Here is a 26,460-nt window from a genome sequence, read left to right as displayed (position 1 = left end):
GTTTTTTATTCGCCCACAGGCAAGCGAACATGTCGTAAGCGGTAAGCGGTTGGAAGGCGATAGACAAGGGTTTAAGCTGAGCTTTTAAAGTTATCGGTTTGTTATCGCTATGATGTAACCCTGTTCCATGTCACATGGAATGCTGTTCCAGCTAAGCTGGACTGCTGTTCCATCTTAGCTGGAACAACAGTCCAAAACAAGTGGAACACCTTGCTTGGTTAATAAGCATGCTACAATAGACAAAAAAGCGACGTCTTATCATTCTCTTATCGCACGACGTTAGCATACTTTCAAGCTGCTCTATGAAGAGAGTTGACAAGTGAATAAAGATACTAGTTGGGGATATAAAACTATCATCACGCCAGCTTACGCTACATGGCAGTTCGCGAAATAGTCACTTATTTACCCCCTCTGGTCTTGCTCAAAGTGTATAGGATCTTATCCCGAGCCCATAAAGTTGAATATACAAGCGGTGTTTTCATCATCAAATATCCTTTCATTTTTTCACCTTTTCCCCTTTCATTTTTTCCCATTTTCACCCTTTCACCTTTTCACCTTTTCCCCCTTTCATCTTTTCACCTTTCCACTTTTCCATCTTTTCACTTTTTCACCCTTTCACCTTTAAACACCCTTTCACCTTTTATAGCGTGGCTGGGACTTAAGCTATTTATTCGTAATAACGTGCCATCGTGTCAAAATTAATGGCATAATGGCCGCGAAATACACATATTATATATATCTTTGCAGAAAAGATTTCATATATACCATAATGGAAATACTAAAAAAATACCTGTTCGATGTGGTAGCGGTTATAGCCTTTGCCGTGGTGGCTTACGCCTATTTCATGCCTGCAACCATAGACGGACGTATCCTTTATCAGCACGACAGCGCAGCAGGAAGAGGCGCAGGAGAAGAGGTTTTGAAGTATAAAGAGAAGACGGGAGAGACTTCCAGGTGGACCAACGCCACGTTTAGCGGTATGCCCACCTATCAAACTTCGCCCTCTTATCCCAGCACAAGCGTGCTTTCGGCTACCACCAAGGCCTACCACCTATGGATGCCCGACTACGTTTGGTATGTTTTCGCCTACCTTTTGGGCTTTTACATATTGTTGCGCGCATTCGATTTCAGGCAGTCGTTGGCTGCTCTTGGTGCGGTGATATGGGCCTTTTCAAGCTATTTTTTCATCATCATCGCCGCCGGACACATTTGGAAAGTGATGGCCCTAGCCTATCTGCCGCCCATGATTGCGGGTATAGTGTGGGCTTATAGGGGGCAATATGTGCGCGGACTGATAGTTACGGCCGTGTTTGCGGCCTTCGAGATATACGCCAACCACGTGCAAATGACGTACTACTACTTGTTCGTCATCCTCTTTATGGTTATCGCCTATCTGGTGCAAGCCATCAGGGAGAAGCAGTTGGCACGATTCCTTAAAGCCACTGCAGCATGTGCCGCTGGCGCAACGCTCGCCGTTTGCATCAACCTAACTACACTTTACCACACTTGGCAGTATGGACAAGAGTCGATGCGAGGCAAAAGCGAACTGGTGAAGAAAGACAACGCCAACCAGTCGAACAGTGGTTTGGAACGCGACTACATCACGCAATGGAGCTACGGCATTGGCGAAACGTGGACCCTCTTGGTGCCCAACACCAAGGGTGGAGCATCCGTTCCCATGTCTGCCAACGCCATTGTGCAAGAGAAAGGCAACCCCGAGCTGAGCTATCTCTATCAGCAGATAGGCCAATATTGGGGCGAACAGCCTGGCACATCAGGCCCGGTGTACGTCGGGGCGTTTGTGCTGATGCTCTTCATATTGGGACTTTTCATCGTGAAAGGTCCGATGAAGTGGGCCTTGTTGGCAGCTACGGTGCTGTCGATAGCACTCTCGTGGGGTAAGAACATGATGTGGCTCACCGACCTTTTCATCGATTACATGCCGCTCTATGCCAAATTCCGCACAGTGGCCTCTATCCTTGTCATCGCCGAGTTCACCATTCCGTTGCTCGCCATGATGGCCTTAAAGAAAATCATCGACGAACCCGACCTGCTCACCCACAACATCAAATACGTGTATGCGAGCTTCGGACTAACCGCAGGCTTTGCCTTGCTGTTCGCCCTCATGCCAGGTGTGTTCTTCGGTTCGTTCGTTTCTAGCGACGAGTTGCAAGCCCTATCTCAGTTCCCCCAACAACAACTCAACCCCATCCTTGCCGATCTTACCTCGGTTAGGCAGGCCATATTCAGGGCCGACTGTTGGCGTTCGTTCTGGATTATCGTTATCGGCACAACTTTCTTGTTGCTCTATAAGGCCAAGAAATTGAAGCCCGCATATCTCATTGGGGCACTAACGCTGCTGTGCCTTATCGACATGTGGCAAGTGAACAAACGCTATCTGCACGACGATATGTTTGTGGAGGCTTCCGTTCGCGAACAACCACAACCCATGGATAATACCGACCGTTTGATATTACAAGACAAGGGGTTGGATTATCGTGTGTTGAACTTGGCATCGAATACCTTTAACGAGAACGAAACATCATACTACCACAAGAGCATTGGCGGATATCACGCAGCCAAACTGCGTCGCTATCAAGAGCTGATCGAGGCCTACATCGCACCCGAAATGCAGGGTTTGATGAAGTCTGTGGCCGAAGCGAGCGGTGACATGACGCGTGTAAAAGGCGACTCTATCTACCCTGTTATTAACATGCTCAACACCAAATACTTTATCTTACCGTTGCAAAACAACCAGAAAGTGCCGCTTCTCAACCCCTACGCCTTTGGCAATGCGTGGCTGGTAGATAAGGTGAAGTATGTGGATAACGCCAATGCCGAACTGGACGCGCTGGCAAAACTAAACCTTCGACACGAGGCTGTGGCCGACAAACGTTTTGAAAGTGTGCTGGGAACGAGCACCCAACAAGGCACGGTAGCTAAGGCCGAGTTGACGAAATATGCACCCAACCAGTTGCATTACAACGTGGAGAGCGACAAGGGTGGCGTGCTGGTGTTCTCGGAAGTGTATTATCCTGGCTGGACTGCCACCGTAGATGGGCAGCCCATAGAGTTGGGACGCGTGAACTATCTGCTGCGTGCGCTCGCCATAAAGCCTGGTAAACACGAGGTGGTTCTTAGCTTCTTCCCCAAGAGTATCGATCGAACCGAAACCATCGCCTACATCTCTTACGCCGCATTGCTGCTGCTTATCGCCGCAACGGTGTTCTTAGATTGGAGACGAAAGAAAAAAGAAGCGTAAAGCGCTAAACATAAAACCGCCCCGAAATGCAATGCACTTCGGGGCGGTTTTATATTCGGTTAATGGCAAATTGGCGAACGTACAAATCGACAAAGACTGTGCCTAACATCACATCGCATGAGGATTGCGGGCCACGCTCTAGCCATATTGCTTGTATGCCATCAATTCATGGCCCACGAAACATTGGCCCAACCTCTTAACTTCATCTTTGCTTTAGCTTCTCACCACCGCTTCGCGTTTCCACTTTCTGTATCCTGCCACGGCAATAATCACGTACAGGCCATACAATCCGGCCTTAAAGGGAATACCTTTATATATATATAGGCCCGTGCAAACCACGTCTACAGCAATCCAAAACAGCCATTGCTCAACGTATTTTCGCGCCAAGGTCCAAAGGGCAACAATGCTGAGAGCGTTGGTAAAGGCATCTAGCGCGGGCACATTGCTATCGGTAAAGGTTACCAACACATAATAGGTGACACCCCATGCCACAACGAAAAACACGATGGTAGGGATAAATAGCCGACGTGGCATGTGCGTAATGGGCATTGACTGCCCTGCCGTTTGTCCGCGTTTTCGTCCAAACTTCCATACAACGTAACCATAAATGGCGGCCAACGCATAGTAAACGTCCATGCCTGCATCACCATACAGTCCGTGTTGCCAATAAAGCCACACATTAAGAATAGGCATCACGATACCCACAAGCCATAAGGCGATGCTCGCACGATACTCTAACCAGATGTAAAGTAAGCCTAAAATGGTTGTTAGGATGTCGAGCCAATGAAGGGAAAGGAAAGAAAGCATACGCGAAAAATTATAAAACAGCCTCACCCCCAGCCCCTCTCCAAGGAGAGAGGAGGGTGACTAGCCTTGTTGTTTTTATATTGGCACACATCCACTTGGCTATAAACTCGGGAATGAATGCCTTATTTATAGCCCCTCGACCCCAACTCCCCATGAAGAGGAGCTGAGGTTTAAGGGCCATATTAGATAATTTGCTCAGTCAAGGTTGTTAAGGATAATTGCCAATTAAGGCGGTAAATCCATGATCTAACATTGTGGCAGCGACGAGTTCACAAGGAGGTTCACCACGCTGTAACTAGACATTTGGCGTAACTTCATAATCACCTTACTACTCTACTCCTTAGTCTTTTGCTACTCACTAGAAAGCATTTGGCTTAACTTCATAATCGCCTTACTACTCTACTCCTTAGTCTTTCGCTACTCACTAGAAAGCATTTGGCTTAACTTCTTAACTCCATAACTCCTTAACTCCTCAAACTTACTACTTACTTCTTTATTACTTACTACCTAAAAATCAAAAATTCACCGCCAACCTAGCCATAAAATGGAAAGGTGCAGAGGGTGCGAAGCCAGCCGCATCGCTGTCGCGCGTGCCCCAAGTATTCTCTGCCACGAGCGTAGAACCATCCAAACGATATTGGGGAGCAGCCCAACCGTTGTTGTCGTACTTAGAAGAGAACACGTTGTAAAGCGTTACGCCGATGGTGGCATCCTTCAAAGCCAAGGCTTTAAGCGAGAAGGTGTACGACAAGTCGATGTCGGTGGTGAAGTATTGTTTCAGCGAAATCAAATCGTTCACCGTGTTTTTGTCGGCGTCTTTGGTCTGCATCGTCTTAAAACCTGTGTTAGTTAGGTTCTGTTCACCCACAAAATGGCTCATCACCATTCCGCGGAAACCAGCCTTATCGAACGTAAACACGTTGTTGAATATCGTGTTAGGCGAGAAAGCCAGCTGACTTTCACCAGCGATAGTGTACACCGTTCCATCGGTAAGCTTTACCGTTACGTCCTTCACCCTATTCTTAGAGAAGGTGGCGTTGGCATCCCAACGGAACCAATCAACGGGCATCCAGGCGGCCGAAAGCTCAACACCCATGCGATAGCTCTTGTCGAAATTACGCGTGATAGGCTTGTCGAGCTTCAACTCGCCCGTAGGAACGAGCTGGTCTTTATAGTTCATGTGGTAGAGGTTAAGCCCCGCCGTGAAGTTCTTCGCGGTGAACTCGTACCCCACTTCGAGGTCGTTTAGACGTTCGGCACGTGGCTTTTCCAACTGTGCATCCATGTTATGCTCGTAGTTGCTGCGTACAGGTTCGCGGTGAGCGATGGCATAACTGGCATACAAACGATGCAAAGGCGATAGCTCGTAGTTAAGTCCGAACTTGGGATTGAAGAAGTTAAACGTTTCGTTTACGTCGTAACTGAAACTCCGCTTTGCGCTTGTGGCGTCGGCCGGACCAACCATGCGTATCTTCACATAACGATATTGCAGGTCGGCAAAGGCGCTAAGACCCTTCACAAACTCGTAAGTGGCTTTCAGATAAGCGTTATAGTCGGTTTTCTTCGTATTGTTATTGTAATACTCGTGCTTAGGCATAAAGTCGTCTACAGGCTTCTTCACCCAGGTAACATAACCAAAGTGGTCGTTGCTATACCTGTTCCAGCCCTCGCCCAACGTAGCGGAGAAGTTGCGTTTGTTATCGTAATTCAGGGCGGCAACTGCTCCATAGAAGTAGCTATCAAGCCATTTCTCGCGCACAAGCGAACTCTTTGCCTTCGTAGCACCAGCATCTAGGCCATACTGCGCCAGCTCGCGGTTCTTCTTATACTGCTCGTAATAGCCGCTACCCTTGGTATAATGTAGGGCAAGGTTCAAGTTCCAGTCGGTTCCAAGCAGCTGATTCCACAACAGTTGATAGTGCTGTTGGTGGTAGTTATCGTTCTGATTCTTGTAGAATTGAGCGTTTCCTGCGGCGTCTTTCTCCATCTTTCCGCTTGGGTTGTATGTGCGTCCGTATTGCTCTTGGTCGTATTTCGAGGCGAAATCCCATGCATGATAGGTTTGCTCCACACCGTTAAAGGTGATGAATTTCACCACGGTGCTCTCGCCGAAATAGCCTGCTTGCAGGAAATAAGAGTTTAATTTAGACGATGCACGGTCTACATAACCCTTCGAACCAAGGTTAGACAGTCGGCCTTGGATACCCCAATGTCCGCCCATCAGTCCCGTTCCGAAGCGCACGGTTTGCTTATGCGAGTAGTAAGAGCCACCCGACAGGTCGAGTGCAGCCCAAGGTTGCAGTCCGATGTTTTCGGTTTGCATGTTCACCGTTGCACCAAATGCACCAGCACCGTTGGTAGACGTACCCACGCCGCGTTGCACCTGAATGCTTCCGAGACTAGATGCAAGGTCGCCCATGTTCACCCAATAGAGCTGGCTACTTTCGGCATCGTTCATCGGAATACCGTTGGCGGTAACGTTAATACGGCTTGCATCGGTGCCACGAATACGCATGGCGGTGTATCCCATACCATTGCCCGCATCGCTGGTTGTAACAACCGAGGGCATGGTAGCGAGCAAAAAGGGAATATCGCGCCCTGTATTAAGGCGCTTAATTTGTTCTTGCGACATGTTGGTAAAGGCCATTGGCGTTTTCTTTGAGGCACGCGTGGCCACCACTTGCACATCTTGCAGCTGGTAACTGCGAAGCGTATCAAGCGTTTCTTGTTTGGGATTGGCCGAATAAGCCGATGCTGCACTAATCAGTGCAGCAAGGAAAGTCATTGTTTTTTTCATTTTCCTTTTGAATGAATACATACAAAAGGGGTGTTTATCCTTCTTCGAATTCCTACGCCAGCATTGTCTGGTTCAGGTCAGAGGGTTTCATCTCAGCCCGAAATATCGAGCACCCCTTAACTCACGCTTTGTAAGTCGGGTGCAAAATTAATACTTTTAAAACGAAAAAAGGTTGAAAATGGAGAAAAAGAAATCACCACTCGCATTAAAGGTTCAGACAATTTGGAGAAAGGGCGACAATAATATTAGGCGCATTGGCTATCTAATTCTAACGCCATAAGCATCTTTCTCATTGCCCCAATCGTGCCAAAACATCAGATTTAACGCAGTTACGGGGCCATTTGCCAATAATTATCAGTAACTTTGCACCCGATTTCATTTAAGTAAAGACAATGCAAGACATTAGAAATATAGCTATCATCGCCCACGTGGACCATGGAAAAACCACGCTGGTTGACAAGATGATGCTTGCTGGAAAACTCTTTCGCGAAGGGCAGGACAACAGCGGACAGGTGCTGGATGCCAACGATTTGGAACGCGAAAGGGGTATAACCATCCTTTCAAAGAACGTATCGATTACGTGGAAAGGCGTAAAAATTAACATCATCGACACCCCAGGGCACTCCGATTTCGGTGGAGAAGTGGAACGTGTGCTAAACATGGCCGACGGCTGCATTCTGCTCGTCGACGCTTTCGAAGGGCCTATGCCGCAGACGCGTTTCGTTTTGCAGAAGGCTTTACAGCTGGGATTGAAGCCCATCGTGGTAGTAAACAAGGTGGATAAGCCTAACTGCCGACCCGAAGAAGTGTACGAAATGGTGTTCGACTTGATGTTCTCGCTCAACGCCACAGAAGATCAACTGGACTTCCCCGTGGTGTATGGCTCGGCCAAAAACGGCTGGATGTCTTCGGATTGGAAAAAGCCCAGCGACAATATAGACTATTTGCTCGACGAGATTGTTGAGAAAATACCTGCCCCAAGACAGATTGAGGGTACGCCGCAGATGCTTATCACCTCGCTAGACTATAGCAGTTACACGGGCCGAATTGCTGTGGGGCGCGTTCATCGCGGTACTTTCACCGACGGAATGAATGTTACCGTGGTGCATCGCAATGGCGAAAAGGAACGCACACGCATCAAGGAGCTACACACTTTCGTAGGTATGGGACATGTTAAGACCGATTACGTGGACAGCGGAGATATCTGTGCCGTTATCGGACTTGAAAGATTCGAGATTGGCGACACCATCTGCGACTTCGAAAACCCTGAACCGCTACCGCCAATTGCCATCGACGAGCCCACGATGAGCATGCTCTTCACCATCAACGACAGTCCTTTCTTCGGCAAAGAAGGTAAGTTTGTTACCTCACGCCACATCAACGACCGCCTAGAAAAGGAGTTGGAGAAGAACCTCGCCTTGCGCGTGCGCCCCTTCGAAGACTATACCGACCGCTGGATTGTTAGCGGACGTGGTGTGCTTCACCTCTCGGTGCTTATCGAAACCATGCGTCGCGAGGGCTACGAACTGCAAGTGGGTCAGCCACAGGTTATCTACAAGGAGATTGACGGACAGCGTTGCGAGCCCATTGAAGAACTAACCATCAACGTTCCCGAAGAGTTTGCCAGCAAAATGATTGACATGGTGACACGCCGAAAGGGCGAAATGACCTCGATGGAAACACAAGGCGAACGCGTGAACATAGAATTCGACGTGCCATCACGTGGTATCATCGGGCTTCGTACCAACGTTCTCACTGCCAGTCAAGGTGAAGCCATCATGGCCCACCGCTTTAAAGAGTACCAACCTTTTAAAGGTGAGATTACACGACGCACCAATGGTTCGATGATTGCTATGGAAACGGGCACTGCCTTCGCCTATTCCATCGACAAGTTGCAAGATCGTGGCAAGTTCTTTATCGATCCAGGAGAAGAGGTTTACTACGGACAGATTGTTGGCGAGCATGTTCACGACAACGACTTGGTTATCAACGTAACCAAATCTAAACAGCTTACCAACGTGCGCGCTAGTGGAAGCGACGACAAGGCACGTGTCATTCCCAAGGTTATCATGTCGTTGGAAGAGGCCTTAGAATACATCAAGGGTGACGAGTTTGTAGAGGTTACGCCCAAAAGCATGCGTATTCGTAAGATGACGCTCGACCATAACGAACGTAAACGCTTGAATAAGGAATAACGCTTGGCACCAATTGCCCAAGCTAATAATAAATGTAGGGATGTGCAGAAGTGTGCATCCCTATGTTCGTTTTATTCTAAATCGTATTGTAAGGATAAAAGGTGTTGAAGGATAAGTTGCAAACATTTCCACTATTATTTTGTTGCGCTGCACCCACTTTTAACACAACCCCATACAAACTAACCAACAGAAAAGGACCAACACCTACGGCGTTGTGGGATTAAACATATCGTTATGACAGGGTAGGTCGCTTTCGCTCCCAACCCTGCCCTACCAAAAGGCCAACCGCTACGCGGTAGATTGCACAACATCCTGCACATGTACATAGATCATTATGAGTTGTTTGTTATGTCGAACTGGGCTTTATTGAATACGCATTTACATTATCATAAATCCGTATTAATCAAGGTCCACGCCACCTACAATCAAATCACGCATTCTTTAAAAGCCCTATTTGCAACACGCCAAATAAGGGTTAGAACTGCGTTTTCACACTTCCCGTTGGATTATATGTAAGCTGTACCCCTGTTACTTGTTATATGTAACGTTGTTCCAGTTGATATGTAACAGGGTTACATATCAACTGGAACAACAGTACAAGCTGCATGTTACTCACCAATATGCCGTTAAACACCATCTAATACCTTTCTAAAGGGATTGCGCTTTGCCATTAACCACAATTCAAGACGTAAGAACACGCCCTGCAAACGTTCGTCTTTTCTTCCGTAGAACGCACGTACACATTATTATATATACGCGCGCGCGAGGGACCGTTCGTTTACAGGGTGTGTTCTCAGGATGTTGTCGTTAGTAGAACCAACAATGGCTCTCACTCGGATAGGCATCGCCGTTTATGCAAGCTTGCCAAACCATTTATCGGTTCAAGTTTTGTCTTTCATTCGCTCCACTCCAACACCAATGTCTCGCGGGGATTGAGTTGTACGTCGTCTTGCAGACTTATTGTGCGTCCCGTAAGTACGTCGCGCACTTCATCTGCATCGCCAATCACCTCGGCATAACGAGCTACGGGCATGGTAGCGGGCTTTGATGTGCCGTTCATTACGGTGAGAACGTGGCGACCTTCGAGGGTTCGCGCCAACACGTAGACGCCATTAAAGGGGATGAAATGGGTCTGCTTGCCCTTAGAAATCACCTCGTTGCCCTTACGCCAATGCAACAGACGGCTCAGCCAAGAGAACATCGCGTTTTGCTCTTTGGTTCTTCCCTCGGCTGTAAAGGCGTTTTGCTTGTCGCCAGGAAAACCGCCGGGGAAGTCCTTACGCACATGTCCATCGGTCTTTTCTTTCGTTCCATTCATCAATATCTCTGTGCCATAGTACAGCTGCGGAATACGATTCATGGTGAGCAAAAGGGCTAAGGCCTGTTTTAGCGCTAAGGTATCGTTGCCGTTTCCGAGAAAACGGTCGGTGTCGTGGTTCTCTATAAAAGCCATCACCGACGAGGGATTGGGGTACAGATAATCGTAACACAGACCGTTGTACACCCTATTCAGACCGTTCCACCAACCATCGGTCTCTTCGTTCTTAGCCTGATTGATGCGCTCGAAGAAAGCGAAATCCATCACCGATTTAAGGTTGCTGTTGATGTTAGAGAGCTTCGAGTCTTTTTGCCAAGCTGCCGTGTAGGCGGGTTCTGTAACCCATGTCTCGCCCACAGTGTTGAAGTTGGGGTACTCTTTGTTAAGTCTGTCCATCCATTGTGCCATCGCTTCGCGGTCGGCATACGGGTAAGTGTCCATCCTGATGCCGTCGATGCCCACCGTTTCAATCCACCAAATGCTGTTCTGGATAAGGTAACGCAGCACGTGGGGGTTGCGTTGGTTAAGGTCGGGCATAGAAGGCACGAACCATCCATCAACCGTTTCGTCCATATCCACTTCCGAAGCGTAGGGATCGAGTGCAGGTGTCAGCTTGTAGCTGGTTTGCAAATAGTTGTTTTTATAATCGGGTCGATTGAACCAATTACGTGAAGGCATGTCCTTAATCCATGGGTGTGTGATGCCACAATGATTGAAAATCATGTCCATTACCACTTTCAAGCCCTTGCTGTGTGCCTCGTCTATGAGTCTGCGATAATCGTCGTTGGTGCCAAAACGCGGGTCAACGCGATAATAGTCGGTTGTGGCATAACCGTGATAAGTGCTTTGTGTCTTGTCGTCGGGCGTGTTATTCTCCAACACTGGCGTAAACCACAGGGCCGTAACGCCCAACTGATTGAAGTAATCTAGATGTTGGCGAATACCTTCGAGGTCGCCGCCGTGCCGCAAACTGGGCTGCGAGCGGTCTACACGATAGGCGTTTAGGCCAGGCATGGGATGCTTTTTAGTGCCGCTCGCTGCAAAGCGGTCGGGCATGAACATGTAAAGCACGTCGGCATTGGTAAATCCCATGCGTTCTTCACCTTGCTTATCGCGCGCTTTAAGCTCGTAGTTCACAATGGTTTTCTGCTTTCCTTGTGTGAACATCAACGGCACATTACCCGCCTTGGCATCACCAACGTTGAGGTAAACCAAGAGGTAATTGGGGCTATCCATACGCTCTACGCTGGTTATTTTCACACCGGGGTAAGTAGTGGAAACATTGGCATTGCGTATGCCCTCGCCGTAAACCATCAGTTGTAACGAGGGATCTTTCATACCCACAAACCAGTTGGTGGGGTCTATTCTCTTCACCTTTACGGCAGCCGATGCCGTCAACGAGAACAGCGTAAGGGCCAAAAGCATTTTCTTCATTCTTTTTTAGGAGTTAAAGAGTTATGGAGTTAAGGAGTTAAGCCAAATGTCTTCTGGTGAGTAGTAAAGGAGTAAGGAGTTATGGAGTTAAACCAAATGCCTTCTGGGGAGCAGTAAAGGAGTAAGGAGTTATGGAGTCAAACCAAATGTATAGGTGTCATCAGCCATTTTTCACCTTTTCATCTTTTCACCTTTAATCAGCTAGGCATATCACTCCCCTCTCCCTTTGGAGAGGAGTTGGGTGTGAGACCGCTCATCAATATCAATGCCGACTGTGCATCGACGGTGGCTTTTCCACCCTTCATAGTGCCCAATCCGGATTCGTTTACTACACCATCGCACACCACAACACGGTATTCGCCCTGCGGAATATCCACCACTTGTGCCTCGCGATTGGCGTTAAGTAGCACCACGATATCTTTTGCGGCATCGCCTCCAGCATGGTCTTTCAGGCGGTAAGCCACCACTTTGGCAGGTGCATCGATAAATTCGAGATGCTTACGCACCAGTTCGGCGTTGCCCAAACGAAACGCGGGATGAGCCTTGCGCAAGGCAATAAGCCCCTTGTAATAGGCAAACACCTGCGGATAACGTTCGAGGTTGGTCCAGTTAAGCTCATTAATTGAGTCGGGCGAGCAAAAACTATTGTGCACGCCTTTTTTATCGCGAAGCATCTCTTCACCACAAAGCATGAACGGAACACCTTGCGACGTGAACACAAACGTTTGTGCCAAGAGGTCGAGTTTTATCACTTCGGCAGTGGTTATGCCAGGTATCGAGTTGCGTATGCGGTCGGTTAGGCACATGTCGTCGTGACAACTAACGTAGCTTATCATCTGCGTTGGCTGGTTGGCCCATGGCTTTTTACTGTAATTTACTTGACTCATGTCTACCTGTGGATGAGCGATAGCGCCCACAATACCGAATTTCAAGCTTTCTTCGTTACCGTCGAGAGCGGCCAAGAAAGCAGGTTTGTGGTCGTCGGAGAAAGGTCCACGCAGGGCATCGCGCATCTCATCGCTAAACGCTCCGATGCCCGGCATCTGCCCCGTGTTGGCTTTCATGGCCAGTTTTTCTTGCGGATAGGCGCACGTACCTGCACTCCATCCCTCACCATATATATATATGGAGGGGTCTATCTTTTGCATTTCGGCCTGAATGAGGTTCATCGTTTCGATGTCGTGAATACCCATGAGGTCTACGCGAAACCCGTCGATGTGGTACTCTTTCACCCAATGCTTCATCGATTCTATCATAAACTGGCGCATCAGGGGCTGTTCGCTGGCCGTTTCGTTGCCACAGCCCGACCCGTCGGAATACGTTCCATCGGCACGTTTACGGTAGAAGTAGTCGGGCCAGGTGCGTTGAAATGCACTGCCCGAAAGGTCGTAGGTGTGGTTGTAAACCACGTCGAGAATAACGCGAATGCCAGCCTTATGCAGCGCTTGCACCATCTGTTTAAACTCGCGTATGCGCACTTCGGGGCGATAGGGATCGGTGCTGTACGAGCCTTCGGGCACGTTATAGTTCAGCGGATCGTAGCCCCAATTATACTGCGGTTTGTCTAGTCGCGTTTCGTCTACCGAAGCATAGTCGAACGAAGGCAGAATATGCACGGCATTAATGCCTAGTTGGCGCAGGTGGTTGATGGCCTTCTCTTCGGTTAGAGCAAGGAATTTACCCTTGTTCTTGATGCCCGACGAGGGGTGAATGGAGAAATCGCGATGGTGAAGCTCGTAGATAACGAGGTCGGCAGGCGAAGCCAACGGCGGGCGTTTGTCGGCATTCCATCCCTCGGGATTTGTCTCATCGAGATCTACGATGGCTGCTCGCCTACCGTTTACACCCACTGCCTTGGCGAAGATACCAGGCGTTTCGCCTTGGTTAAAGGCAGGGATGTCGAAGGTATAAAAACGTCCTTTGAGGTCGCTTTTTGCCGTAACGCTCCACCTATCTTTGCCTGCGGGTTTCATTCGCAAGGTTTGCAAAGGCTGCCCACCCTGCCCTTCGGCGTAAATCTTTACCAACACGCGCTTTGCGTTCGTAGGTGCGTGAAGCTTAAACACCGTCTCGCGGGGCGAGTAAGTCATCTCGTTCATGTCTTGCGCACGTGCTTCAAGCCCTTGGGCGCAAACAAACAAGGCAGCCATGATCAATCCTTTTATGTCCATTTCGTTGCTTTTTATTTTATTCTTAACAAGCCGACGAGGTGACAGGAGAATGAATGGATGAGTTAACGAGTGAATAAGTTGACAAGTTAACGAGTAGACAAGTTAAGAGGCGAAGCCATCTTTTCACCCTTCCACTCTTTCATCTTTTCACCTTTTCACCCTTTCAACTTTTCATCCTTTCACCCTTTCAACTTTTCCCTTTTTCATCGTCCACTTTGTTGAACCATATCCCTAACGGCCGCGCAGAAAGGCGTATTGACCATCAAGTCTTCAATATTGAGGTGCATACGATAACGCCAATAGTGACGTGGGTTGGCTGGAATGTTGATGCGTTCGGCGTCGGCGTCGGGCAAACGCAACGCGTCGTCGGTGGCCAACCAGTCTTGTATGCTGAGAATACACAGCATTGAGGGCGACATAAGCTGGCGCAACACGATGTCGCGAGCCAACAATCCCGAGAGCGGATGTGGTGCAGGACCACCCTTATAGAGCATCGTGTTATAGTATTCTTGGGTTCGTTCCCAGTTCTCGTCCCACCATTGGCGAAGCGTTGGCATGTCGTGACTGCTGAAGGTGTTTACCGAACGGTAGGGGAAAGCAGAGAGATTGCCGAAGCGCACACGTGGATCTTTGGGCATAGACTGCACTTCGAGCGACAGAATGCGTAGCTCGTCCATCACCCACGCCACGCAATCGGGCACCATACCAAGATCTTCGGCACATACAAGCATGCGTGTAGCCTCTACCAACTTGGGCAGTTTCTTCATCGCCTCGTGGTACCAGAACTGGTTGTTGCGGCGATAATAGTAGTCGTTGTATATGCGGTTAAACACGGCCTTGTCTTTATCCCAAAGCGCCTCGTACACAAAATCGTGCTGAACGGAGATGCGCGGATGGAACTTAGAGGGGTCTTTACGGTCGCGAACGAAAAGCACATCGCTTACCAAGGCATACAATCCATCGCGCAACCAGCGGTCGGTTTCCTCGTTCTTACCCTCAAAGGCTTGTTCAATCTTACGCTGCGTGTCGAACTCGGGACGCAATTCCCAGATGTCGTCGTGCAGTGGCTGCAAATAGGTAGCCTTCACTTGGGCAGCGTTCTCGCCAAACATGCGGTCGAGAACCCAATCGCTGATAAACGGACGGGTAAACGCCTCTTCGTTGAAAGGCAGTCCGTAGGCCTCTATTTCCTCGCGACTCATGCCCAACGAGGGCGAAAACTGACCCAACAAGCCATCTACACACGACACGGGAATTTCCCAAATGCGGAAGAAACCCAGTACGTGGTCGATGCGATAGGCATCAAAGAACTTCGCCATGTTTTGGAAACGACGCACCCACCAGGCGCAATCGTCGCGCAACATCTCGTCCCAGTTGTAGGTTGGGAAACCCCAATTCTGCCCTTTAACCGAGAAATCGTCGGGCGGCGCGCCTGCTTGTCCGTTGAGGTTAAAGTAATGTGGTTCGGTCCACACGTCGCAACCATGGCGGTTTACACCAATGGGGATGTCGCCTTTCAGTATCACACCCTTGGCGCGAGCATGTTCGTGGGCATGGCGCATTTGGGTGTAAAGCAGATACTGAACGAAGTAATGGAAGGCCACCTCCTTATAAGCCTTGGTTGTAGACGTAGAGAGTGGTTTGCGTTCGGCCTCGTCCCAAGTGTTGTGATCGGGCCATTGGGTGAAATCGGCAGTGCCGTAGAGGTCGCGAAGGTGGCAATATTGGGCGTAGGGTACTAACCAATAAGCCTCTTCTTCAAAGAATTTTTTGAACTCGCTGCTCTTCATCATCTCCTTGCCTTCTTGCTCAAACAGCAGTTTGAGATAAGCCGTTTTGGCGTTGTTCACACGCTCGTAGTCTATTTGCGATAGCGCATTAAGCTCTTGTCGCAAAGCTTCGAAGGCCATGCGGTCGTCTTCGCTCTTCAATAGCGGCAGCGCATTGAGGTCTACATACTGCGGATGAAGGGCGAAAATGCTGATGCAGCTATATGGATAAGAGTCGGTCCAGGTGTGTGTTGTGGTGCTATCGTTGATGGGCAACACCTGCAACACGCGTTGGTTGGTATGCGCCACAAAGTCGATCATGGCCTTGAGGTCGCCAAAGTCGCCCACACCGAAGCTGCGTTTGGTGCGCAACGAGAATACGGGTACAAGCGTTCCGGCAAAGCGTTCGTCCCAAAGTTCGAAGAAAGCTTGGTGCAATTGGTAGACACAAGCTTCGTTCATGCCAACCAGCGGCAACTGTAATTCGCGGTTATAACCCGTCTCCCAAAGCGGTGCAACGCGCTTATCGGCATCAATAGCCACGAACTTCACGGCTATTTCTTCGCCTTTCAACTCGCTGAGGTTGAGGTCTATGGCCCATTCGCTGTCGTTTATCTCCGTCATGGGCAAGGCCCTGCCAAGCGACCACGCACCAAGCGCGATGTCGTCGCCCACCAACACGAGGCGTTGAGAGCTTCGAAGCTGTGGCGCACGCACCACCAAACGCAGCGTCCGCTCGTAATCAGATGCGGGCAAGGCCTGAATGTCGCGGCGCTTAAGACATTGGGTGAAGGCCGAAGTGTATTGGTAAGCATCTTCGGGGATGGCATTCCACTGGTCGTAAACGTGGTAGGCTTTTGCTTTAAGCGCGCCAAGGCCCAAGCGATGGGGATGTAACGTCCACTCCTGACGCTTCGTTACGCCAGCGATATCTACACAATAGAAGTACTCCACGGCGTTTTGGCAAGCGTCGGGCAACTTGTTTATACAACAGTTCCAGCGCAATCCGTCGATCGTATTCATACGATATTGCGTTGTTTGGCATTCGCCCTTACCGTTGTTAGTAACAATGTTCAGCACCAATTCTTCTCCGAAGACGGTCTGGTAATCGATATTGAAATATAAATTCATAGACTCAGGGGTTAGTAAACTTGGCGTAAAGTTAGGCATTAATTCGTAAGGGATTCACCCCTAAAAGAGGGAAATGTTTATCTTGGCGATGCAAACGATTGCGCGAAGCTAAAATCAGGGCTAATTTGCAAATAGTCAATAAGCTATCGTTTGCTATAGATAACGCGCACTTACACTAACTTCGGCCACACGAATGACACCCCCTTGCAATGGGCTTTTTGGCAAGGCGAAATGCTACAAGCCACTTGTAGCCCGGCTACAACTGCTTTGTAGTGACACTACAAGTGCTTTGTAGTGGGGCTACAAAAGGCTTGTAGTGGCAGTACAAACGGCTTGTAGTGACAGTACAAACGGCTTTGTACGACGCAATTGAGAAATAATGGCATTAAGAAGGCTAAGAAATCACGTGAATTCGGGATAAGAAGCAACTTATAATAGCATATATACATGCGAAAGATGTTGCGCTAACTACCACTTAGCGATTCGTTTGCTGGAAGGGTAGGATCTCAAATTCTATTGTATCTTTGTCCAGTACTTCATACATGAGAGATCGTATTTTATCTTGGTTTAGCATAAGAGAATAACCCTCCTCTCAGCTTGAAGGGTTTTAAAAGTCAAGATGGCTCCTATGCCTATCACATGTAAAAATATTTCTACCCACATAATATTTTTCTGTAAAAATAATGTCCCCATGAAAAGAATTATTAATTTTGCAGAAGAATGAAGAACTTCAGCACCTTAGACTATAGCAAAGAATTCTATTAGACGATTATACATGTAAGGTTTAATTCACTTGTTTTTTCGTCATTTCCAACCTTTCACTAAGTGCTCTGAAGAGTGCATTCAATGCCTGTGTCGGCTTGGGTGACGGCAAAACCACCATATCATGCCTTGCCGTACACTTATGGAATCCCGTAAGCGAGCACATCATCGTGGGCAGTTCACCTTTCGCAACGGCAAAACAAACATCGAAAATCTAACACATATAAACATGAATAAAAAAAGTTTTTTGACAGCATTCGTTCTGTTATTTGCCTCATTAATTCTGATGCCGATCAAAGTATCTGCCATCGCCATATTAACCTATCGCGCAGCCTGCGATGTTTATCTGAAAGACGGAACGCAAATTCGCGATGCCGAATTCACTATACCCAAGAACTCTACTTTCAAAAAATTCACCATCAAGGTTGAAGGCGAAAAGCGCGTAATTAAATCAGACGAAGTAGACTACTTAGTCGTTTATCACCGCAAACAAGACGCCCAACATGGTTTTGTGCTGAAATACATAACGTGGAAGAAAGGGGGTAAGGATAAAATCCAATCGAAACCCTACTGGGCCTTATACTCTGGTGGTAGCAAGCGACTTGGTATATGGGACGTAGGCGACGCTGGATTCCAGGTTACCAAGCAAGGTACCATAGCCGTAAACATTCGAAATTCTTCAGAAACTCTTCTATGGAAAGAGGGTGAAAGCATACCCACGTCGGTTCCGACGACCTTTTTCGGCAGTTTGAAAAAAGAGTTTTTGCTCGATTATTTTTCAGACAGCCCGAAGGTGCTAGATTATATTAAGAACAACGATCTACCCTCCTTATACTCACTATTTAAGCTAGCCGAGATATACAATTAACTTCCTTCGTTTTATTTTGTATGCCACAGACAGAATAATCTAGCCACTTAAAATTACTCTAATTATTGGATTGAGGGTCACTTACCACACCAAGCCCACATGCCGTCAATTCTTCTCCATCTATTCTTAAAGGCCATGGCCATACCTTTTATGAGTATAGCCATGGCCTTTAAGTTGTGTTTCGCAACTTGCAAGTAGCTAAGTTGCAATATTAAAAAGGTGTGAACGAACCCAAGAAAACCTACATCTTGGTGACGATACCACCCTCTGTGGCCTCGATAAACTGCACGAGATTGCGTATTTCAGGACCATCGGGCACTTGTTCTTTCACCTGGAGCACCGAGTCGAACACGCTTGTTTGTCCGTGGAACACCAATCGGTAGGCGTTAGCGATGTGCTTAATGTTCTTCGGATCTACGCCATCGGCTTTCAACATCACGGAGTTTACACCGCCGTAAGCCAGCGGTTTGCCGCCAAGGATGATATAAGGGGGCACGTCTTTCGAGAAAGTGGTGCCCGCTTGAATCATGGCGCGGTCACCAACACGCGTCTTGGCATTCTCGATAACACCCGTAGAGAATATCACGCCGTTGCCAATTACGCAGTCGCCTGCAATCTTGGTGCCGTAGCCAAACACACAATCGTTGCCCACCTGCGTATCGTGCGAGATGTGTGCACCCTCCATCAGGAAGTTGTGATTGCCGATAACGGTTTTACAACCCTCGTGAGTGGCGCGGTTGATAACCACGTTTTCGCGAATGGTATTGTCGTTGCCGATGATGAGGAACGACCTTTCGCCCACGAAATTGAAGTCTTGGGGCAGCGCTCCCAATACCGAACATTGATAAACAGTGTTGCCATTGCCCATTCGTGTGCCGTTAAGTATGCTCACGAAGGGGTAGATAACACAGTTGTCGCCTATCTCCACATCGTCTTCTATATAGACGAAGGGGTAAATTTTGCAGTTGTCGCCTATCTTGGCACGTGGCGACACCTCTGCTCTTGAACTTATATCGCTTGACATAATATGAGTTTTTGAGTTGATGAGTTTATGGGCTTGGGAGTTTTTGAGTTGATGAGTTATTTTGAGTTTTTGAGTTTTGAGTTTGTAAGTTTATGAGTTTTTGTGCTGGATGTTGGTAAACAGCCGAGGTGGCGATGTTTGCCTGCGTAAGGTTTAACTTGTAAACGCACCGACAATCAGGTTTGCCTACCCTGCAATCAGAACAATCGCAAATGCCCATGAGGCATTATCGAACTGTTCTATATTCTAATATCCGTCATCTCAAAAGAAGTCATGAACTTACAAACTCAAAACTCACAAACTTAAATTTTCACGTCCCTACTTTCCGCCTCCCAATGCCATGTAGAGGTTTACAACGGCTTGCATCTTGTAGAAGTCGTCTTGAACCTTTGAGAGTTCTACTTGCAGCAGGGTTTGTTGGGCGGTAATCACTTCGAGGTAGCTGCCTCGACTCTCGGTGAGAAGCATCTTGGTATCTTCTACGTTCTGACGAAGCGTAACGATTTGCTTAGCCTCAATCTCGCTTTTTTCGGCCGAAGCGTTGTACAATACCAAGGCGTTGCTCACCTCGTTGCCTGCACTTAGCACCGCTTGTTGCCAAGTATTGTATGCGCGTTCGTATTGTATCTTGGCCACTTTAAGGCCTGCAACGATTTGCCCGCGTTGGAAAATGGGTTGCACCAAACTACCCACAGCCGAAAGCAACAGCTTTGCGGGGTTGGTGATACCCATGCCACCGCTGTTGGTATAACCGCCTTGAGCGCTAAGCGTAAGCGTTGGATAGAAGCGACTACGGGCCGTTTGCACGTTGTAGAAGCATTGCGCAAGACTCATTTCGGCAGCATGCACGTCGGGGCGATTGTTAAGCATCTGCAAGGCAATACCCGTTGAGAAGTTGGTTGGCAAGCTCTGACCTTCGAATTTGCCGCGAGCAATGGTGCCGGCAGCCTGACCCAACAGTAGCGACAGGGCGTTTTCCGACTCGCGCAACTGACGTTTCAGTCCCACCTTTTGTGCCTGAACCGAGTAGTAATTGCTCTCGGCACTCTGCACACCCGTAGAACGAACGTTGCCATATTCCTTTTGCAGCTTCATGGTTTCCCACGTATCCTTAGCCAAAACCTCCATTTCGTCTATCAGTTCCAGCTCCTTATCGAGCATCAGCAACGTGTAATAGAGGTTGGCTACATTTGCCACGAGCCTTGTACGCGTAGCTAACTGATAGTCTTTCATGCCCAACAGGGCCATCTGCGAACTGCGTTTGGCGGAGAGAAGCGTGCCAAAGAGGTCGATGGTCCAACTTGCCGACACGGGCAGCGAGTAGGTTTTAACGGCTGCATTGCCGTCCCACGAACTGATGGTTCCCTGCGGTGTGAAGGCGAACGAGGGCAAGAAGGCCAGTCGGGCCGACTTTAATTGCGCCTCGGCCATCTGTACATTGAGGGCCGCATTAAGCAAGTCGTAGTTGTGTTCGAGTGCCGTGGCGATGTGCGACTGCAATTGTGGGTCGGTAAACACGCTGCGCCAAGGCAGGTTTCCGAAGCTAGCCGTATCGGTAACGGCCAGCGTATCGGTGTCTGAAAGGGGCGAACGAACCACCCCTTTGGCGTTAACCGCGGGGCGTTCGTACTTGCCATAGAGGCTCTTGCAGCCCGTTAGGGCAAGGGCTGCAAGTGCCAGGAGGATGAAATTCTTTATCTTCATTGTTTTGCTTTCACGTCTTTTTCTATCGCCATTTGGCGTGCATACTGTTTCAACTCGCTCTTTACCTCGCGGTTTTCTTCGTCGCCAAACTCCAAGGGACTGAACTTCTCTTGCAGGTGTTGGAAGATAACGAAGAGCGCGGGCACAACAAATATCTGCAAAATCATACCGATGAGCATACCGCCAACGGCTGCCGCACCCAGCGTTTGGTTTCCGTTCTTGCCCACACCGCTAGCAAACATCATGGGTAGAAGACCGATAACCATGGCCAAACCTGTCATCAAGATGGGTCGCAGACGGGAGGCCGCACCCAAGATGGCACTGTACTTGATGGCCATACCCGTGCGTCGGCGTTCCAAAGCGAACTCAACGATAAGGATGGCGTTCTTTGCCAAGAGTCCGATAAGCATAATGAGGGCAATCTGCATGTAAATGTCGTTCTGATGACCAAATAGCTGCGTAAAGATGAACGCACCCGCCAAGCCGAACGGCAACGAAAGGATTACCGACAAGGGAAGCAGATAACTCTCGTATTGAGCCGAGAGAATGAGGTAGACGAACACCAAACAGAGGGCGAAAATAATAGCCGTGGTGTTGGATTGTTCGTGCTCCGAACGCGTCAAACCTGAGAAGTCGTAGCCGTAACCTGTAGGTAAATTCTGCGCAGCAACCTCTTCTATGGCCTTGATAACTTCTCCCGAGGAGTATCCGTCGGCAGGTGTTACGTTGATGTTGATGCTGGTGAAGAGGTTGAAACGTCGCACATTAGAGGGTCCATACACACGTTTGAGCGTGCAATATTCGCTTACGGGCACCATGCCTTGTGCTGTACGCACGTAGATATTGGTGATGTCGCTTGGTTTCATACGACTGGCAACGTCGCCTTGAATCATTACGCGGTAGAGCTTACCAAAGCTATTGAAGTTGGATGCGTACATACCGCCATAGTAACCTTGCAACGTTGAGAGCACCACGCGCGGACTAATGCCACTCTGCTTACACTTGGCCACATCCACGTCTACCAAATATTGCGGGTAGTTGGGGTTGTAAGTGGTCATGGCGTTCATCACTTCAGGGCGTTGGTTCAGCTCCTTCAGATAGTCTTGCGTCACCTTAAAGAAGTGGTCGAGGCTTCCGCCCGTCTTATCCTGCATGGTGAACGTAACACTGTTGGCAAGTCCGTAGCCAGGAATCATCGGCGCACCGAATGCGATGATCTGTGCACCCTTGATGCTGGAAATCTGCTTATAAATGGTGCCAAGAATCATGTTAGAACTGCGAACATCGATAAAGAAACGCATAATGCCGTCGCCCTCCCACAATCCAGCAAGCTTATAGAAGAATCCACCTGTACGTTCTTCAAACGGTTTGAGCTTAAGCACGAACGTGGCTTGGTCGGAACCTTGGCCTGCGATGAAGTTGTAGCCCACAATTTGTTCGCGACTCTGTATCATTGGGTTGTTAGCCAGCATCTCATCCACTTGGTTTACCACCTCTTGTGTGTGCTCTTGGCTGGTGGCTGGTGGCAACGAGATGGTTACGAAGAGCGTTCCCGTGTCTTCGTTAGGCACAAGACCCGTCTTGGTTGTGCTCATAGTGAACACCAAAACCACAACACCCACCAACACGGCGATACCAGTAACGATGCGATGCCTGATGATGTTCTCTACGCCCTTGCGATATTTACCCAACATCTTGTTAAAAGCCACATTGAAGCCCGCATGGAAACGATCTACAAAACTGGTTTTCTTGCCATGCTCGCCATCGGCGTGGGGCTTCAAGAAGATGGCACAAAGCGCGGGCGAAAGGGTAAGGGCGTTGATGGCCGATATGATAATAGACACGGCCATGGTAACACCGAACTCGCGATAGAACGTTCCCGACGTGCCACTGATAAACGATACGGGGATAAACACACAGGCCATAACCAGCGTAATGGAGATAATGGCACCCGAAATCTCGTTCATGGCATCGATGGCAGCCACCTTCGAACTCTTATAACCCATGTCTAGCTTGGCGTGCACAGCCTCAACCACCACAATGGCATCGTCTACCACAATGGCAATGGCCAGCAACAAGGCCGAGAGCGTTAGCAAGTTGATGGAGAAACCGAACATCCACAAGAAGAGGAACGTACCAATGAGCGACACGGGCACGGCAATAAGCGGGATGAGCGTTGAGCGGAAGTCTTGCAAGAAGACGTAAACCACAAGGAACACCAGCACAAAGGTAATGATCAAGGTCATTACCACCTCTTCGATTGCGGCGAAAAGGAACTCGGTAACGTCGTAGTTTATCTTATATTCAAGCCCAGGAGGGAAGGTTTTAGATTGCTCTTCAAGCACCTTCTTCACGTCTTGTGCAATCTGTGTGGCGTTAGAACCGGCAATCTGTTGTACCATACCCATCGCCGAGGGATGGCCGTTGTTCTTCATCATTACAGAATAACCCAGCGCACCCAGCTCTATCTTAGCCACGTCTTTTAGGTAAAGCGTCTGGCCTTGGGTATTGTTGCTGATGATGATGTTGCCGTATTCTTCGGGCGTTTTAAGCCTTCCCTTATAGCGCATCACGTATTCGAAAGCCACATTGCTTTGCTCGCCAAACGAGCCAGGTGCTGCCTGAATGTTCTGTTCGGCAAGTGCGGCAGCCACGTCGCTAGGCATCAGCCCGTATTGTTTCATCTTGTCGGGCTGCAACCATATACGCATAGAGTACGTACCGGAGCTAAACGACTGCACATTACCCACTCCCTGCACACGTTTGATGGCTGGTTGGATGTTGATTTCGTTGAAATTGGTGATGAACTTTTCGTCGTAACGGCCGTCGGAAGACGTGATGGTATACATCACAACGTTACTCGTCTGCCGTTTCGAGGTGGTAACACCCACCTGCGTAACCTCTGCGGGCAGCAGCGCTTGTGCCTGCGACACGCGGTTTTGCACGTTCACGGCAGCCATGTCGGCGTTAACGCCCTGCTTAAAGTAAATGGTTATCATGGCCGTACCGTCGTTTGTGGCAGTACTCTCCATGTAGGTCATGTTCTCTACACCGTTAATGCTCTCTTCAAGAGGTACCACCACGGAGTTAAGGACCGTTTGGGCATCGGCTCCCTGATAAAAAGCCATCACCGAAATGGTGGGTGGGGCAATGTCGGGATACTGCGCAATGGGCAGCGACACGATGCCGATTAAACCCAGCAACACAAGAAACACGGAGATAACCGTGGAGAGTACTGGGCGTTGTATGAATCTTGTAAATGTCATATTCTAGTCTTTGAGTTCGAAAGTTCTTGAGCTTTCTAGTTCTTGATGTTGAGTACAAGGACAGGCGACACCTTATTAAATAAGAAGCCCTACCCCATTTTTAAGGTCTAGTTTATATCGTGAGCATCTGTTCAAAGTGATGATGCCTATTCGCGTTTCTGAGTTTTTGATATTTCGAGATGTGGTTATGACAAGCGCAACAAATCACGATGTGCATGCGTTTAACCTGCCATAGGTGTCAAGAAAGGCACAAACCAAGTTCAAAAGTTCATTAACGCAAAACCAACAAAACTAAAAAACAAAACCTTATCAACTCTAAAACTTAAAAGCTAAGCGTCTTAAAAACTATTGTTCTACTTCTTCATCATGTCGATAAAACCCTTTGCGCTATTCTGGTTCTTGCCCAGCTTAGCCGCATCCGACACCTTTTTCAGATATTGCTCCTCTGTAATCGGTACAATCTGCATGGTGTCTGTAAGCGTGGTAAGTCCGCGAGTAACAATCTTATCGCCTGCTTTCAACCCGCCAGTAACCACATAATTGTTACCATCGTTTTGTGGATCGACGGTAATCTCTGTGTATCTCACGCGGTTTTCTTCACCCACCTTATACACAAATACCTTATCTTGTATCTCGGTAGTTGCGCTTTGGGGGATAACCAGACTATTATTGTTAACTCGAGGCACAATGATCGTGCCCGAAGCACCACTCTTTAGCAGGTGTTCGGGGTTGGGGAAGCGAGCGATAAGCGAAACGGCACCCGTTGCTTGGTTGATAACGCCACTCATCTTCACCACCTTACCTGGATGTTGGTACACCGTTCCATCGGCCAATTGCAACTTCACTTCGGGATAGTCGCTAATGGCAGCGTGTGTTCCTCCTGCTTGTTTCGACATGTTTAGCACGTCTTTCTCGTTCACGGAGAAGTACACCTCGATGGTAGAAGCGTTCGAAACGGTCGTGAGCGGTTCAACGCTTTGTGCGCTAACCAGTGCTCCCACCTTATAGGGCAAGCTGCCCACGATGCCGTTGGCAGGACTTTTCACGAAGCAAAAGCCCAACATGTCTTTTGCCGAAGACAACGAAGCCTGTGCTTGTGCCACTGTGGCGCGAGCGTTTTCGTATGCGTTTTGTGAAGTTTGCAGTTCGTAAGCGCCGATAACGTTACGTTCAAAAAGCTTCTTACTGTTATCGAAAGTAAGCTTGGTGGTGTTAAGTTGCACCTTAGCCGAATTCAGTGCGGCCTGCGCTTGGCGCACTTGTGCCTGGTAAGTGGTGTTATCAATGACGAAGAGCAACTGCCCAGCCTTCACCACTTGACCCTCTTGTACGCAAAGCTTGGTGATGAAGCCCGACACTTTGGGCCTTATCTCCACGTCTTGTTCACCCTTGATGGAAGCGGGATAGGTGGTTTGCGTCTCCGACCCTTGCGTACCTACCGTCATTACGGGATATTCATTGTCGCCCATTTTCATGTCACCCCTGCCGCCACATGCAGCCAAAAGGGCGGCAAAGGCCACCAACATTAACCATTTCTTTTGTTTCATACCTTATTTATCTAAACTATTTATTGCTGTATTCGACCAATTTGTTATCCTAATTAGAAAAACTCAACGCGCCGGTTAAGTTTTTTCGTTGCAAAGGTACGAAGAAATATCGTTCGTTGTCAGAATACTTCAACGCTTTTAATATTTATTAATACGACTTGCGCGAGGTGCTGTGTGCGAGCACTTTAATTGGTAGACAAGTATCTGGAAGAACAACGGAGCAAGCACAAAATGCGGTGAACAAATGAACACAAAAACGAATGTAAGCGAAGAGCTATTGAGCAATGACTAAATAAGGGTAGGCTGAAGCGGGCATTTGTTGCTATTGGCGAACGGACGTTTGCTCTATATCACTATGAACATGGGATAATCAACAACCCCCAAACAACCTACATACAGACGGGA

12 protein-coding genes and 1 riboswitch are annotated in these 26,460 nt (G+C 48.6%); of the genes, 3 read left to right on the top strand and 9 right to left on the bottom strand.

The features are described 5' to 3' along the window. Nucleotides 1–769 precede the first annotated feature (769 nt). Nucleotides 770–3,262, top strand: coding sequence for a YfhO family protein (locus tag F453_RS0104850; protein ID WP_018966998.1), 2,493 nt, complete (start codon nucleotides 770–772; stop codon nucleotides 3,260–3,262). Between the two features lie 213 nt (nucleotides 3,263–3,475). On the opposite strand, the gene pnuC is transcribed toward F453_RS0104850, so the two are convergent. Together pnuC and F453_RS0104835 are read right to left on the bottom strand one after the other, a co-directional pair. Next, a complete protein-coding gene (pnuC, locus tag F453_RS0104845; protein ID WP_018966997.1) occupies nucleotides 3,476–4,069 on the bottom strand; it encodes a nicotinamide riboside transporter PnuC in 594 nt (197 codons plus the stop codon). Nucleotides 4,070–4,583: 514 nt separating this feature from the next. Continuing rightward, nucleotides 4,584–6,866 carry a TonB-dependent receptor gene (locus F453_RS0104835; RefSeq protein ID WP_018966995.1) on the bottom strand — a complete coding sequence of 761 codons (2,283 nt, stop codon included), beginning with the start codon at nucleotides 6,864–6,866 and terminating at the stop codon, nucleotides 4,584–4,586. Between the two features lie 32 nt (nucleotides 6,867–6,898). After that, nucleotides 6,899–6,993: riboswitch (TPP riboswitch) on the bottom strand. A gap of 265 nt (nucleotides 6,994–7,258) precedes the next feature. On the opposite strand from F453_RS0104835, the gene typA reads away from it, so the two are divergent. After that, nucleotides 7,259–9,061: a translational GTPase TypA gene (gene typA, locus F453_RS0104830; RefSeq protein WP_018966994.1), complete on the top strand. Its 1,803-nt coding sequence runs from the start codon at nucleotides 7,259–7,261 to the stop codon at nucleotides 9,059–9,061. Nucleotides 9,062–9,956: 895 nt separating this feature from the next. Here the strand turns inward: typA and F453_RS0104825 are convergent. The 3 genes from F453_RS0104825 to F453_RS0104815 form a co-directional block, all read right to left on the bottom strand. Then, a complete protein-coding gene (locus F453_RS0104825) occupies nucleotides 9,957–11,813 on the bottom strand; it encodes a glycoside hydrolase family 13 protein (protein ID WP_018966993.1) in 1,857 nt (618 codons plus the stop codon). A 197-nt stretch (nucleotides 11,814–12,010) separates the two neighbouring features. Then, on the bottom strand, nucleotides 12,011–13,984 hold the full coding sequence (gene pulA, locus F453_RS0104820) for a type I pullulanase (protein ID WP_018966992.1): 1,974 nt from the start codon (nucleotides 13,982–13,984) through the stop codon (nucleotides 12,011–12,013). A gap of 203 nt (nucleotides 13,985–14,187) precedes the next feature. After that, entirely contained in the window at nucleotides 14,188–16,884 is a 2,697-nt protein-coding gene (locus tag F453_RS0104815; protein WP_018966991.1) for a 4-alpha-glucanotransferase, read from the bottom strand. Between the two features lie 1,048 nt (nucleotides 16,885–17,932). Here F453_RS0104815 and F453_RS14100 point away from each other — a divergent pair. Continuing rightward, complete coding sequence (locus tag F453_RS14100) at nucleotides 17,933–18,514, top strand: hypothetical protein (RefSeq protein WP_018966990.1); 582 nt, start codon at nucleotides 17,933–17,935, stop codon at nucleotides 18,512–18,514. 241 nt (nucleotides 18,515–18,755) lie between these two features. Here the strand turns inward: F453_RS14100 and lpxA are convergent, their stop codons facing one another. The 4 genes from lpxA to F453_RS0104785 form a co-directional block, all read right to left on the bottom strand. After that, entirely contained in the window at nucleotides 18,756–19,538 is a 783-nt protein-coding gene (gene lpxA, locus F453_RS0104800) for an acyl-ACP--UDP-N-acetylglucosamine O-acyltransferase (RefSeq protein WP_018966989.1), read from the bottom strand. Between the two features lie 318 nt (nucleotides 19,539–19,856). Beyond that, nucleotides 19,857–21,242, bottom strand: coding sequence for a TolC family protein (locus F453_RS0104795; protein ID WP_018966988.1), 1,386 nt, complete (start codon nucleotides 21,240–21,242; stop codon nucleotides 19,857–19,859). Continuing rightward, nucleotides 21,239–24,508, bottom strand: a complete 3,270-nt coding sequence (locus F453_RS0104790) for an efflux RND transporter permease subunit (RefSeq protein ID WP_018966987.1) — start codon at nucleotides 24,506–24,508, stop codon at nucleotides 21,239–21,241. Before F453_RS0104790 ends, F453_RS0104795 begins: the two co-directional genes overlap by 4 nt. Before the next feature lie 353 nt (nucleotides 24,509–24,861). Then, nucleotides 24,862–26,055 carry an efflux RND transporter periplasmic adaptor subunit gene (locus F453_RS0104785; RefSeq protein ID WP_018966986.1) on the bottom strand — a complete coding sequence of 398 codons (1,194 nt, stop codon included), beginning with the start codon at nucleotides 26,053–26,055 and terminating at the stop codon, nucleotides 24,862–24,864. Between the last annotated feature and the right edge of the window lie 405 nt (nucleotides 26,056–26,460).

It is taken from the genome of Hoylesella loescheii DSM 19665 = JCM 12249 = ATCC 15930, assembly GCF_000378085.1.
GTDB lineage: Bacteria > Bacteroidota > Bacteroidia > Bacteroidales > Bacteroidaceae > Prevotella > Prevotella loescheii.
The sequence above is the reverse complement of the archived record's forward strand: the minus strand, read 5'-3'. Positions and strand labels throughout refer to the sequence as shown.

Coding starts and splice junctions, on each gene's coding strand:
- F453_RS0104850 (WP_018966998.1), top strand. CDS start 770: ATGGAAATACTAAAAAAATACCTGTTCGATGTGGTAGCGGTTATAGCC.
- pnuC (WP_018966997.1), bottom strand. CDS start 4,069: ATGCTTTCTTTCCTTTCCCTTCATTGGCTCGACATCCTAACAACCATT.
- F453_RS0104835 (WP_018966995.1), bottom strand. CDS start 6,866: ATGAAAAAAACAATGACTTTCCTTGCTGCACTGATTAGTGCAGCATCG.
- typA (WP_018966994.1), top strand. CDS start 7,259: ATGCAAGACATTAGAAATATAGCTATCATCGCCCACGTGGACCATGGA.
- F453_RS0104825 (WP_018966993.1), bottom strand. CDS start 11,813: ATGAAGAAAATGCTTTTGGCCCTTACGCTGTTCTCGTTGACGGCATCG.
- pulA (WP_018966992.1), bottom strand. CDS start 13,984: ATGGACATAAAAGGATTGATCATGGCTGCCTTGTTTGTTTGCGCCCAA.
- F453_RS0104815 (WP_018966991.1), bottom strand. CDS start 16,884: ATGAATTTATATTTCAATATCGATTACCAGACCGTCTTCGGAGAAGAA.
- F453_RS14100 (WP_018966990.1), top strand. CDS start 17,933: ATGCCGATCAAAGTATCTGCCATCGCCATATTAACCTATCGCGCAGCC.
- lpxA (WP_018966989.1), bottom strand. CDS start 19,538: ATGTCAAGCGATATAAGTTCAAGAGCAGAGGTGTCGCCACGTGCCAAG.
- F453_RS0104795 (WP_018966988.1), bottom strand. CDS start 21,242: ATGAAGATAAAGAATTTCATCCTCCTGGCACTTGCAGCCCTTGCCCTA.
- F453_RS0104790 (WP_018966987.1), bottom strand. CDS start 24,508: ATGACATTTACAAGATTCATACAACGCCCAGTACTCTCCACGGTTATC.
- F453_RS0104785 (WP_018966986.1), bottom strand. CDS start 26,055: ATGAAACAAAAGAAATGGTTAATGTTGGTGGCCTTTGCCGCCCTTTTG.